Here is a 13,070-nt window from a genome sequence, read left to right on the forward strand (position 1 = left end):
GCTCGACGCCGAGGCCGACCACGAGCCGTACGTGCTGGTCCACGGCACCGAGGGCCGGATCCGCTGGCACTACAAGACCGACCTGGTCACCATCGGCGGCGAAGAGCGGAAGGTCGCGCCACCCCGCGACCTGCTGGCCAACCTCGTCGCGCACCTCCGCGACGGCGAGCCGCTGCTGGCTCCGCTGGCCGCCACCCGCGCGTTCACCGCGCTGGTGGAAGCGGTCCGCGACGCCCCCGAACCGCGGCCGCTGCCCACCGAATGGGTCCAGGCCGTCGACACCGGGCCCGAACGGCACTTCGTCGTGCCGGGCGTGGACCGCGACGTCGACACCGCGGCCGAGCGGCTCGCGCTCTTCTCCGAACTCGCCCTGCCCTGGACCGGCGCCGGAACGCGCGCCTGAAAGTGAGGTGGTGGCGGTGCGACGCCACGCGATCGTCGGCCTGGGCTCCCGGGCCCAGCTGTTCGCCCGGGCCCTGGCCACTTCGCCGCGGGCCGAGCTCGCGGCCTTCTGCGACCACAACGAAACCCGCATGCGGGTCCACAACGACTGGCTCGGCACGGAGATCCCCGGCTACCGGCCGGCGGACTTCACCGCCATGCTGGCGAAGGAGCGCATCGACGTCGTCGTGGTGTGCACCCCGGACCACACGCACGCCGACTACGTCGTCGCCGCGCTGGAAGCCGGCTGCGACGTCGTCACGGAAAAGCCGATGACCACCGACGTCGAGGGCGCGCGGCGGATCCTCGCGGCCCGGCGCGAGACGGGCCGGTCGGTGCGGGTCGCCTTCAACTACCGGTACAACCCGGTGCACCGCCGGGTGCGGGAGCTGCTGGCCGGCGGCGCGATCGGGGAGGTCGGCTCGGTCGAGTTCAGCTGGCTGCTCGACACCGCGCACGGCGCCGACTACTTCCGCCGCTGGCACCGGGACAAGGCGAACTCCGGCGGCCTGCTCGTGCACAAGTCCGGCCACCACTTCGACCTCGTCAACTGGTGGCTCGGCAGCGGCCCGGAGACGGTGTTCGCGCTGGGCCGGCTGTTCTTCTACGGCGACGAGAACGGCCACCGTGCGGCCGGCGACCGGTTCGCGCTGGACCTCGACGCCTCACCCAAGCTGCGCGCGCTCTACCGCGACGCCGAGCGGGAAGACGGGTACGTCCGGAACCAGGACGTGTTCGCGCCCGGCGTCACCATCGAAGACGACCTGTCGGTGCTCGTGCGCCACCACAGCGGGGCGGTGCTGAACTACCACCTCCACGCCTATTCGCCGCGGGAGGGCTACCGCGTCGCCTTCTCCGGCAGCGAAGGCCGGCTGGAGCTGGACGTCCGGGAGAACGAGTACGCGTCCGGCGCCGAGCCGGTGCCGAAGCGGGCGCGGGCCCGGCTGACCGTGCAACGGCACTGGGAACCGCCGGAAGCCGTGTTCGAGGGACTCCTCGGGGACGGCCACGGCGGCGGCGACGAACGGATGCTCGCCGAACTGCTCGGCGACGCCGAACCGGACGCGCTCGGCTGCGCGGCCGACCACGACGCCGGCCTGCAGGCCCTGCTCACCGGCCTGGCCGCGAACCGGTCCCTGGAAACCGGCCGGTCCGTGTCCGTCGGAGAACTGCTGGGGGAGATCGGGGAACCGGCGTGAGCCGCGCCGCGGTGGGCGACGGCACACCGGAGGCGACCGAGGAGGCCGACGGCCGGGTGCGCGTGCGGCTCGGCGACGTCGTCCTGGCCGAGTACGTCGTCGAGCCGCCGACACCGGCCGGGGACTCGCCGAAGCCGTACCTGCACCCGCTGCGGACCACCGCGGGGGAGATCGTGACCGCGGTCCGGCCGCACGACCACACCTGGCACAACGGCCTGCAGTTCACCATGGCCCACCTTTCGGGCGAGAACTTCTGGGGCGGCCGCACCTACGTCCGCGGCCGCGGCTACACCCCGCTCGACAACAACGGCACCATCGGCCACGTCCGCTGGGAGAGCATCGACGACGCCGGCGGCCACTGCGAGCTGCGCCACGAGCTGGCCTGGCGCACCGCGGCCGGACGGCGCTGGCTCACCGAACACCGGACGCTGCGGTTCGGCGACGTCTCACTGCGCGGCGGGCACTGGACGCTCACCTGGTCCAGCCGGCTGCGCAACACCAGCGGCCACGAGCTGCGCTGGGGGAGCCCGGTCACCGAAGGACGCGACACCGCCGGCTACGGCGGGCTGTTCTGGCGCGGGCCGAGGTCCTTCGTCGGCGGCACGGTCCGCACGTCGGACGGGAAGTCCGCGGCCGACGCGATGGGCCACCGGGCGCCGTGGCTCGCCTTCACCGGGCAGCACGACGAAAGCCTGCGGACCTCGACGCTGCTGTTCGCCGACAGCCCGGAGAACGCGGCCCACCCGACGGCCTGGTACGTCCGCGCCGAACCGTTCCCCGTGGTCAGCTTCGCCGCGACCTACCACCGGCCGTGGCTGCTCGAACCGGGCGAAGAGCTGGCACTGACCCACCACGTCGTCGTCATCGACGGCGCCCCGGACACGGCCGGGCTCGCCCGGCACGCGGCGCGGGTGCTCAGGAGACCGGACACCGACTAGAGGAGCCGACATGCGCTGGAAGGCTTTCGCGGGGTGCCTCGCCCTGCTCGGACTGACCCTCACCGCGGCACCCGCCCAAGCGCACGGCCGTGATCCCGGCCGCGTCGTCCTCGGGGCGCACGACGGCTGGGCCGCCGCGACCACCGGGACCACCGGCGGCTCGGCCGCCGCCCCCGGCGACGTCCGCACGGTGACCAAGCGATCCGAGCTCGCGGCCGCACTGGCGGCGAACCCGGGCGCCCCGAAGATCATCTACGTCCGCGGGACCGTCGAAGGCAACGTGGACGCCGCCGACCGGCCGGCGAGCTGTGAAAGTTTCGCCGATCCCGGGTACAGCCTTCCGGCCTACCTGGCGGCCTACGACCCGGCGACGTGGGGGAGAGTGCCGCCGTCGGGACCGCTCGAAGAAGCCCGCGAGCGGTCACAGGCCAACCAGGCCCGGCAGGTCGTGCTCGACGTCGGCCCGAACACGACGATCGTCGGCCTCGGCGGGCACGCCACGCTGCACGGGCTGACCTTGCGCGTCACCGGCGACAACGTGATCCTGCGGAACCTGCACTTCTCCGACGCCCACGACTGCTTCCCGCAGTGGGACCCGCTCGACACCGCCGACGGCAACTGGAACTCCGAGTACGACAACCTCGACCTGGTCGGCGCGACGCACGTCTGGGTGGACCACAACGAGTTCAGCGACGGCGGGAACGACCGGCAGCCGACGTACTTCGGCCGCAAGTACGAGGTCCACGACGGCCTGCTCGACGTCGTGAACGGCGCGGACCTGGTCACGGTGTCCTACAACCGGCTGCTCGACCACGACAAGACCATGCTGATCGGCAACACCGACAAGCCTGCCTACGACGTCGGCAAGCTGCGGGTCACCCTGCACCACAACCTGTTCTCCGAGATCGGGCAGCGCGCGCCGCGGGTGCGGTACGGCCAGGTGCACGTCTACGACAACCTCTACCTGGTCGAGGATCCGGCCGCCTACACGTATTCGATCGGCGTCGGCGTGGAGTCCCGCATCTACGCGGAGAACAACTTCTTCCGCATTCCGGCCGGGCTGCCGTTGGGCCAGTTGGTGCACTACTGGAAGGGAACCGTGCTGCACGCGACCGGCACGCTGGTGGCGCAGGGCGGCCAGTGGCCGCGGGCAGTCGACCTGCTGGCCGAATACAACGCGGCCAACGACCCGGACCTCGGCGCGGACGTCGGGTGGAAGCCCGCTCTCGTCGAACGCCTCGACCCCGCGTGGGCGGTCCCCGCGCTGGTGCTCGCCGGCGCCGGACCCGGCCGCTGAAACCTTCGACAGTTTCGGCGTTTTCAGAAAACCCCCGCGGTCGGCGACCATCCGGGCGACATGCGTACCGCTGCGGCGAACGACATTGACACCGCCTGCCCGCAACCCGAAACTCGGTGGCGAGAAAGCGCTTTCACAACCCGGTCGGACGTTTTCCATCAGCGCCGATTGAACGCACGAGACCAGGGAGTGACGAATGGTTCCCCCGAAGATGTCCCGGATCATCCGGGTGGTGGCGGTCGCCGCGCTCGCCGTTTCGGCGGCGGTCGGCACCGGCGCCACCGCGTCGGCCGCCTCGTGGCCGAGCCCGAGCAGCAGCGTGCCGGTGGGCGCGACGATCAAGGTCACCAGCGGCACTTACGACGGCGGGCTCAAGAGGTTCTACGGCACCGGCGACCTCGGCAGCGGCGGCCAGGACGAGGGCCAGAGCCCGCTCTTCCAGCTGGCCAACGGCACCACGCTGAAGAACGTCGTCCTGGGCAGCCCCGCCGCCGACGGCGTGCACTGCCTCGGCACCTGCACGCTGCTCAACGTCTGGTGGGAGGACGTCGGCGAAGACGCCGCGACCTTCAAGGGCACCTCCGCCTCGCAGACGATGACCATCGACGGCGGCGGCGCGCGCAAGGCGTCGGACAAGGTGTTCCAGCACAACGGCCCCGGCACGATGTACATCCGCAATTTCCAGGTCAACGACTTCGGCAAGCTGTACCGCTCCTGCGGCAACTGCAAGACGCAGTACAAGCGCAACGTCGTCGTGGACAACGTCACCGCGACCGTGCCCGGCAAGGCGCTGGTCGGCATCAACACCAACTACGGCGACACGGCCAAGCTGACCAGGATCACCATCGTCGGCGACTCCAGCCGCAAGCTCGTGCCCTGCACGAAGTACAAGGGCGTCACCAGCGGCGAGCCGACGCAGATCGGCAGCGGCCCGGATTCGACGAACTGCCTCTACACCGCGGCGAACATCACCTACAAGTAACCGACCCGCGCCGGGGGTGACGGCCGCCGTCCGGTACCCCCGGCGCGTTCCACCGTGGAGGCGTCATGTTCAAGACCCTGCTCGTCGCGTCGGTGCTCGCCGGGGCGTCGCTGGCCGCCCCGCCGGCTTCGGGCGCGGCGGCGAACGTCGTCGTGGCCAAGGACGGCTCCGGCAACTACACCACCGTGCAGGCCGGGATCAACGCGGTTTCGGCGGGCGGCACGATCTCGATCAAACCCGGGACCTACCGGGAAGTGATTTCGGTGCCGTCGGGCAAGACCGGGATCACCATGCGCGGGACCACCGGGAAGGCCTCCGACGTCGTCGTCGACTACGACAACGCCAGCGGGACGAAGAAGCCCGACGGCTCGACGTACGGGACATCGGGCAGCGCGACCGCCACGATCGCCGCGAACAACTTCACCGCGACGGCGCTGACCTTCCGCAACTCCTTCGACCGCAACGCCCACCCCGACATCAAGGACACCCAGGCGGTCGCGGTCAAGACCACCGGCGACCGGATGGTCTTCGACAACGTCACCTTCCTCGGCCACCAGGACACCCTGTACGCCGACACCGCGGCCGTCGGCACGATCGGCCGTCAGTACTACCGCAACTGCGCCATCAGCGGCGACGTCGACTTCCTCTTCGGCCGCGCGACGGCGGTGTTCGACCGGGCGGCGATCACCCTGCTCGACCGCGGTTCGAGCAGCAACAACGGCTACCTGACCGCGGCCAGCACCCGGCGGTCGAACCCGTACGGCTTCCTGATCGTCGGCAGCAAGGTGGTCAGCTCGGCGGCGAACGCGAGCTTCCACCTGGGCCGCCCGTGGCACCCGGGCGGGGACGTCGACGCCATCGCCCAGGTCCTGATCCGCGAGACGGCGCTGCCGGCGGCGATCAAGCCGGCGCCGTGGACCGACATGTCGGGCTTCTCGTGGAAGGACGCGCGGTTCTCCGAGTACCGCAACACCGGCCCGGGCGCGGGGACCGGCGCCGACCGGCCGCAGCTGCCCGCCGCGCAGGCCGGGAACTACACCGCGCAGAAGTACCTGGCCGGCAGTGACGGGTGGAACCCCGTGCACTGACGGCGTCGCCGGGGCCGGCCGGGGGAAACCTCCGTCCGGCCCTTGACGCCGGAAGCGGGAAGGTCAACTATTTTCCGGTCGGGCGCTGTTAGCGTTAACAGCGTCCAGGATCAGCGTCGAACCGAGGACACCCATGAGCCTGCGCCGTCTCCCGGCCCTCATCGCCGTCGCCGCCGCCCTGCTGAGCGCCCCCGCCGCGCAGGCCGCCACCTACCCGGACCCCGGTTACGTGACCGGGGACATCGAGGCGGTGCACGACCCGGCGATGATCCGCGCGGCGGACGGCAGCTACCTGCTCTACTCGACCGACCAGTACCTGCAGATCCGCCGGTCGACCGACCGGATCCACTTCACGAAGATCGGCTCGGTCTGGCCGAACGGCGCCCCGTGGACCGCGCCCTTCACCGACCCGGCCAAGCCGGAGTACCTGTGGGCGCCGGACATCTCGTTCCACAACGGCAAGTACTACCTGTACTACGCCGCTTCCTCGCTCGGCTCGCGCAACTCGGCGATCTTCCTGGCCACCAGCACGACCGGCCTGCCGGGCAGCTGGACCAACCACGGCATCGTCATCCAGACCAGCACGAGCAACGACTACAACGCGATCGACCCGAACCTGTTCGTCGACTCCTCCGGCCGCTGGTGGCTGAGCTTCGGCTCGTGGTGGACCGGGATCAAGATGATCCGGCTCGACCCGGCCACCGGCAAGCGCAGCACCTCCGACACCGCGCTGCGCGGCATCGCCCAGCGCACCGGCAGCACCTCGGCCGAGGAAGCGCCCTTCATCATCCAGCACGGCGGCTACTACTACCTGTTCGTCTCCTGGGACCTGTGCTGCCAGGGCACGAAGAGCACCTACCGCGTGATGGTCGGCCGGTCGACGTCGATCACCGGCCCGTACACCGACCGGAACGGGGTCCGCATGACCGCCGGCGGCGGCACGCAGATCCTGGCGAGCCACGGCGCGGTCCACGGCCCCGGTCACGTGGCCGTGCTGCACGACTCCGACGCCGACGTGCTGGTCTACCACTACTACTACTCGGACGCGACACCGCTGACGGGCAAGCTCGGCATCAACCTGATCGGCTACGACAGCGCCGGTTGGCCGTACGTGTACTGAGTGCGTATAACGACCTATACATCATCGATCGGAAGTCCGTCCATGCACCGGTTCCTGTCGTTCCTGCTCGCTCTCCTCGTCGCAACCGGACTCTGTGCCGCACCGGCTTCGGCCGCCCCGGCCGCGCCACCGAAGCACCAGGTCACGTTCGACAAGTACTCGCTCATGCTGGACGGCCGCCGCCAGATCGTCTGGTCCGGCGAGTTCCACCCGTTCCGGCTGCCGAGCCCGGACCTGTGGCGGGACGTGCTGCAGAAGATGAAGGCCACCGGCTACACGGCGGTTTCGATCTACTTCGACTGGAACTACCACTCGCCCGCGCCCGGGGTGTACGACTTCACCGGCGTCCGCGACATGGACCGCGTGCTCGACCTCGCCGCCGAAGCCGGGCTGTACGTCATCGCCCGGCCCGGCCCGTACATCAACGCCGAGGTCACCGGCGGCGGCTTCCCGGCGTGGCTGAGCACCCAGGCCGGCCGGGCGCGCAGCGACGCGCCGGACTACCTCGCCGCGTCGGACGAATGGCTGTCGCAGATCGACCGGATCATCGCCCGGCACCAGTACACCGACGGCCGCGGTCCGGTGGTCCTCTACCAGATCGAAAACGAGCTGGCCGCCACCGGGACCGCGCAGCGCAACTACATCGCCCACCTCTACGACAAGGTGCGGGCCGACGGGATCACCGTCCCGGTCTTCCACAACGACAAGGGCCGCAACGGCATCTGGGTGCCGCCGGGCTCCGGCGTGCCCGGCACCGTCGAAGGCAAGGTCGACCTCTACGCCTTCGACGGCTACCCCGGCGGCACCTGCCGGACCGACGCGACACCGGGCAACCCGAACGTCGCGCCGGACTGGGGCACCTACGGGCCGGGCGGGGCCAAGGGCGGCGCGAGCGCGTCGCCGAACACGCCCGGGTTCGTCGCCGAGTTCGGCGGCGGCTGGTTCGACTACTGGGGCAGCAACGGCACCTACCCGTGCACCGCGGTGCGGCAGGGGCCGGGCTACGAGCGCGTCTTCTACGGCACCAACCTGGCGAACGGCCTGACCCTCCAGAACTTCTACATGACCTTCGGCGGCACGTCGTGGGGCGGGCTCCCGGCGCCGGTCGTCTACAGCTCCTACGACTACGGCTCGGCGATCGACGAAGGCCGTCAGCTGCGCCCGAAAGCCCTGACGATGAAGGAGATCGGCTCCTTCCTGGCCACCGTCCCGGATCTGGCCAAGATGGACCGGGCGGCACCGGTGACGCCGTCGTCGGCCGCGGTGAAGGTCTACCACAACGTCAACCCGGACACCGGCGTGCACTTCTACCTGCCGGTGCACAACCCGTCGAACGCCACGACGGACGACACCTTCACCTTCCCGCTGTCCACATCGGACGGTGAATACCCGGTGCCGCTGCGGCTGACCGGGCAGGACGCGAAGTACCTGGTGGCGAACTTCGACGTCGCGGGCCAGCACCTGGTGTACTCGACGTCGGAGCTGATGGCCCAGGCCGCCGGCACCGTGCTGCTGCACGGCCGGCCGGGGGAGGACGGCGAGACGGTGCTGCGGTACGCGACGCCGCCGCGGGTGGACGTCCTCGCCGGGAACGTCACGACGACCTGGTCCGGCACCGACCTGCGGCTGAACTACCGCCACGACGGGCTCGCGCGCGTCCGGATCAGCGGTGGCGGCCGCCCGGCCGTCACGCTGCTGCTCGCCGACGACCCCACCGCGGACACCTTCTGGCCGGTCGGCGGCCTGCTCGTGCGCGGCCCGGACCTGGTGCGGACCGCCCACGCCGGGTTCGTGCTCACCGGCGACACGAAGGCGCCGAGGGACCTCGAGGTGTGGGGCGCCCGCGGTCCGCTGCTGTGGTGGAACGGCGCTCCGGTGCCGGTGCGGCCCACCGCGTCGGGCAGCCTGCTCGCCGTCCGCCCGTTGCCGGGACCGGCCGACCCGCGCCTGCCCGAGCTCACCGGCTGGCGCTCGGCGCCCGGCTCCCCGGAAGCCGGACCGGGGTACGACGACTCGGCGTGGCGCCCGGCGGACCGGACCACGACCAACAGCACCACCCCGCCGCCGGCCGGGCAGCCGGTGCTGACCGCGGACGACTACGGCTTCGGCGTCGGCGACGTCTGGTACCGCGGGCGGTTCACCGGGACGCCGGGGGAGCAGGTCAGCCTGCGCTACGGCGGCGGGGGCGCCGGGATGCTCCAGGCGTGGCTGGACGGGCAGTACCTCGGCCAGCACGTCCTGCCGTCCGCGCTGGCCGCGCCGCCGACCACCGGCACCGCGGCGTTCACCGTGCCCGAGGGGCTGCGCGGGGACGGCCCGCACGTGCTGTCGGTGATGGTCCGCAACAACGGCCACAACGAAGACGGCGGCGTCAACGACGCGCACAAGGAAGGCCGGGGGCTGATCTCGTCGTCGCTGGCCGGGGTGGCGTGGAAGCTCCAGGGCGGCACGGCGGACCCGGTGCGCGGCCCGCTGAACAGCGGCGGTCTCGCGGGCGAGCGCGCGGGCTGGCACCTGCCCGGCTTCCCGGACCGCGCGTGGACGCCCGCGGCGGTGCCCGCTCCGGCGGCCGACCCGGGGACGACCTGGTACCGCACGACGTTCGCGATGCGCGTTCCGCGTGACGTGGACACGTCGGTGGGCCTGACGATCGGCGACCCGGCCAAGCCCCGCTCCGGCGGCCGCTACCGGGTGCTGGTGTTCCTCAACGGCTGGAACGTCGGCCAGTACATCGGGGACGTCGGGCCGCAGCACACGTTCGTGCTGCCGACCGGGATCCTTGACCCGCGCGGCCGCAACACCCTGGCCCTGGCGGTGACCAGCGACGGCGGCCCGGGCAACGGCCTGGAGAAGGTGGCGCTGACCGACCTGGGCACGGCCCGCGGCGGAGTCGGCGTCCGGCCGGTGTTCTCACCGGGCTGGCGGCCGTGAGAGGGCCGCGGTCCGGGCGACGACGTGGCCCGCCTTGACGACCAGGTCGCGCGGGGGCCGTGTCACGACGGCGTGGGCCGGGGTCTCCGCGTCGACCACGACGAGGTCGGCGGGGGCGCCCTCGGCGAGGCCGTAGCTGCCGAGGCCGAGGGCCTTCGCGCCGCCGTAGGTGACGGCTTCCAGGGCGAGTTCGATGTCCTCGTCGCGGCGGAAGGTGCTGCGGTAGGCCAGGTGCATCGCCCGGTCGAGGAGGTCGCCGCTGCCGTACGGGCTCCACAGGTCCCGGATGTCGTCGTGCCCGCACGCCACGTTCACCCCGGCGGCGCGCAGCTTCTTGACCGGCGGCACCGGGAAGTCGAAGACGGCGGCGGTGGTGATCGTGATGCCGGCTTCGGCCAGCCCGGCGGCCAGCCGGTCCTGCGTCGCGGCGTCGGCCTGGCCGAGGGCGTAGGCGTGGCTGACGGTCACCCGTCCGGCTAGCCCGGCCGCCCGTCGCGCAGCAGAAGTCCGGGCATCATCGCTCCTCACGGTCGTTCCGAGCGTTACACACATCCGCGTTGTTTGGGGCCGGTGGAGGCGGGGTAGGAGATGATCACCGACCGTTGATCTCCCTGGAAGGAGCACCTCGATGAGCGCCCTCGACCTGTCCGCGATGCTGCTGACGGCGACGACCGCGGAAACCCGCCCGGGAACGCTGCGGGTGACGGTCACGGGCGAAATCGACATGGCGACGCGGCCCCGCCTGGACGAGGAACTCGACCGCGCACTGGCGGCCACCCCCCGGCGGCTGGTGGTGGACCTGCTGGGCGTGGGGTTCTGCGGGGTGACGGGCGTGGCAGCACTGGGCCGCTTGCGCGCCCGCTGCGCGGACGCGGGGATCGACCTGACCCTGAACCCCTCCGGCGTGGTCCGGCGCGCACTGGACCGCGCGGCCATTGCTTCGCTGTTCCGCTTGGAAGGCCGGCAGGAGCAGCTCATCGCCCAGTGACCGGCGGCCCGCCGAACGTCCGTGCCTCCTCGTCGGCCGCGGCCCACTCGCGGTCGGCGGCCGCCCGGTCGCCCGGCTCCCCGCGCCGGATGAGCGCCTCCGCGTGCCGGCGGCGCGAAAACACCACCGCCGGCCAATGGCCGAGCGCCAAGTTGTGGCGCACCGCGGCCTGCAGGTGCGGCACCGCCCGGCCGGGGTCGCCGGCCGTCAGCGCCGTTGTCCCGAGCGGGTGGTGGACCGAGCCGAAACACGCGACCCCCAAGCTCGCCATCGCCGGCAGCTGCGCGAACGGTGCCAGCAACTCGTGGATCCGCGCCGCCGTCATGTGGTCGTCGAGCAGGTACGCCGTTTCCGCGGCCCCGGACAACGACGTCAGCCAGGTGCTCGACCGCGGCAGCGCCCCCAGGTCCTCGCCGCACAGCCGCGCCAGGGCGCCCGCGGCCGTGCGGCGGTCGCCGGCCGAGGCGGCCGCCACCGCGAGGGCCGCGTAGTACGAATTGTCGATCGGGCTCAGCGTCGGCGAGTGCATCAGGCCGTCCAGGACCGGCACCAGCTCGCCGAGGCGGCCCTGGAACCACCGGATCGCCACCAGCTGCGCGCCGTACCAGCCCAGCGCGTCGAAGTCGCCCGCGGCCTGGCCGACCTCGGCGCACGCCTGCGCCCCCGCTTCGGCCTCGCGGAACCGGCCCGCGCGGATGGCCAGCATGACCTTGAGCGCGTCGGCCACGAATCCGGCCGCCAGGTGCTTGCGCTCGGCCAGGAGATCGTCGAGCTCGCCGAGGCGTCGCTCGGCGTGCGGGTCGCCGGCCAGGAACCGGTCCACGGTGTCCCACAGCACGCCCATCACCAGGTCGGTGCGCCGGCCCGAGCGCACCCCGACGAGTTCGGTCGCGAGCGCCTGCCGCAGCGCCGTGTGGTCCGGGCCGAGCAGGCAGTGGTGGGCCAGGCTCAGCGCCTCGGCGTGCGCGACCGGATCACCCGCCGCCCGCGTCCGCGACGCCGCCGCGATGACCCGCTCGTGCGTGCCCGCCTCGTAGTCCAGTTCGGCCGCGAGCCGCGCCCGGAGCCGGTGCTCCAGCGCCGAACCGGGGGCCACCTGCTCCAGGGCGTGCCGCAACCGCGTCAGCAGCGACGCCGCCGCGACGGCCGTCCGGTGTTCGTGCACCCACACCCCGCCCAGGCCGAGGGCCGCGTGGGCGAGCGCGGTGGCGTCCCCGGTCCGCTCGGCCCGGACGTAGGCGGTTTCGAAGTGTTCCCGGCTGGTCCGGAGGTCGCCGTCCTCGAACAGGGCGTGCTCACCCGCGGTGAGGGCGTCGTCGGGAGCGGCCACCACCGCGGCCCGGCCGGCGAGCAGCGCCGGGTGGTGGGCGAGCACCTGGCGGTGCACCTGCGCCAGCACCGGTGACGGCTCCACCCCGGACGCGGTGATCAGCCCGTGCCGGGCCCGGCGGAACGCCTCCAGCGCGTCGCTCTGCCGCCCGGCCCGGTAGAGGGCCGTCATCAGTTGCGCCCACAGCCGTTCGTGGCCGGGGAACGCGGCGGTCAGCGCCTCCAGCTCGGCGATCAGCCCGGTGTCCTCGCCGGTCGCCAGGTCGGCGTCGATCCGGTCCTGGACGGCGTTGTGCCGCAGCCGGTCGAGCCGCATCCCTTCCGCCGCCAGGGTTTCGACGTCGCCGAACTCCTCGTAGGCGGCGTGGCCGCGCCACAGGTCCAGCGCGGCGGCCAGCCGCTCCCGGGCGGCCGCGGGCTCACCGGCGGCCAGCTGCCGCCGTCCCTCGGCGGCGAGCCGTTCGAACCGCGCGGCGTCCAGGGCCTCCGGCTCGAGGTGCAGGACGTAGCCCGGCGACCGGGTCCGGATCGCGTCGGGGCCCACCGTGCCGCGCAGCCGCGAAAGGTACGTTCGCACGGTGCGGTCCGCGTGCGCGGGAGCGTCCTCACCCCACAACGCCCGGATCAGCGCGGGAACGCTGACCACGCGGCCCGCCTCCGCCGTCAGCACGGCCAGCAGGGTCCGCAGGCGCGGCCCCCCGACGTCCCGCGGCTCGCCGTCCAGCCGCACTTCGAACGGTCCCAGCACCCCGAGGTC

At 72.4% G+C, this 13,070-nt stretch carries 10 protein-coding genes and 1 pseudogene; 9 read left to right on the forward strand and 2 right to left on the reverse strand.

What is annotated here, in order from left to right:
• From CCN39_RS09370 to CCN39_RS09405, 8 genes and pseudogenes are all read left to right on the forward strand, one after another.
• A pseudogene (locus CCN39_RS09370) lies at window positions 1-403 on the forward strand (Gfo/Idh/MocA family protein); the annotation flags it as partial.
• Window positions 404-419: 16 nt separating this feature from the next.
• A complete protein-coding gene (locus CCN39_RS09375; RefSeq protein WP_244210685.1) occupies window positions 420-1,640 on the forward strand; it encodes a Gfo/Idh/MocA family protein in 1,221 nt (406 codons plus the stop codon).
• Window positions 1,637-2,578, forward strand: a complete 942-nt coding sequence (locus tag CCN39_RS09380) for a DUF6807 domain-containing protein (protein WP_086840392.1) — start codon at window positions 1,637-1,639, stop codon at window positions 2,576-2,578. Before CCN39_RS09375 ends, CCN39_RS09380 begins: the two co-directional genes overlap by 4 nt.
• Window positions 2,579-2,588: 10 nt before the next feature.
• Entirely contained in the window at window positions 2,589-3,875 is a 1,287-nt protein-coding gene (locus tag CCN39_RS09385) for a pectate lyase family protein (protein WP_086840393.1), read from the forward strand.
• A gap of 211 nt (window positions 3,876-4,086) precedes the next feature.
• Window positions 4,087-4,857 carry a pectate lyase gene (locus tag CCN39_RS09390; protein ID WP_086840402.1) on the forward strand — a complete coding sequence of 257 codons (771 nt, stop codon included), beginning with the start codon at window positions 4,087-4,089 and terminating at the stop codon, window positions 4,855-4,857.
• A 65-nt stretch (window positions 4,858-4,922) separates the two neighbouring features.
• On the forward strand, window positions 4,923-5,945 hold the full coding sequence (locus CCN39_RS09395; RefSeq protein WP_086840395.1) for a pectinesterase family protein: 1,023 nt from the start codon (window positions 4,923-4,925) through the stop codon (window positions 5,943-5,945).
• A gap of 133 nt (window positions 5,946-6,078) precedes the next feature.
• The gene (locus CCN39_RS09400; protein ID WP_086840397.1) at window positions 6,079-7,065 is read left to right on the forward strand and encodes an arabinan endo-1,5-alpha-L-arabinosidase; all 987 of its coding nucleotides are present in this window, start codon (window positions 6,079-6,081) and stop codon (window positions 7,063-7,065) included.
• A gap of 42 nt (window positions 7,066-7,107) precedes the next feature.
• Complete coding sequence (locus CCN39_RS09405; RefSeq protein WP_086840398.1) at window positions 7,108-9,996, forward strand: beta-galactosidase; 2,889 nt, start codon at window positions 7,108-7,110, stop codon at window positions 9,994-9,996.
• On the opposite strand, the gene CCN39_RS09410 is transcribed toward CCN39_RS09405, so the two are convergent.
• Complete coding sequence (locus CCN39_RS09410) at window positions 9,976-10,464, reverse strand: amidohydrolase family protein (protein ID WP_244210688.1); 489 nt, start codon at window positions 10,462-10,464, stop codon at window positions 9,976-9,978. The genes CCN39_RS09405 and CCN39_RS09410 overlap by 21 nt on opposite strands.
• Window positions 10,465-10,624: 160 nt before the next feature.
• Between CCN39_RS09410 and CCN39_RS09415 the strand changes: the two genes are divergently transcribed.
• Window positions 10,625-10,984 carry an STAS domain-containing protein gene (locus CCN39_RS09415; protein ID WP_086840400.1) on the forward strand — a complete coding sequence of 120 codons (360 nt, stop codon included), beginning with the start codon at window positions 10,625-10,627 and terminating at the stop codon, window positions 10,982-10,984.
• On the opposite strand, the gene CCN39_RS09420 is transcribed toward CCN39_RS09415, so the two are convergent.
• The coding region (locus CCN39_RS09420) for an AfsR/SARP family transcriptional regulator (protein WP_086840404.1) at window positions 10,971-13,070 on the reverse strand (2,100 nt) is incomplete at its 5' end. The two genes, CCN39_RS09415 and CCN39_RS09420, sit on opposite strands and share 14 nt — an antisense overlap.

Source organism: Amycolatopsis kentuckyensis (genome assembly GCF_002155975.1).
Lineage (GTDB): Bacteria > Actinomycetota > Actinomycetes > Mycobacteriales > Pseudonocardiaceae > Amycolatopsis > Amycolatopsis kentuckyensis.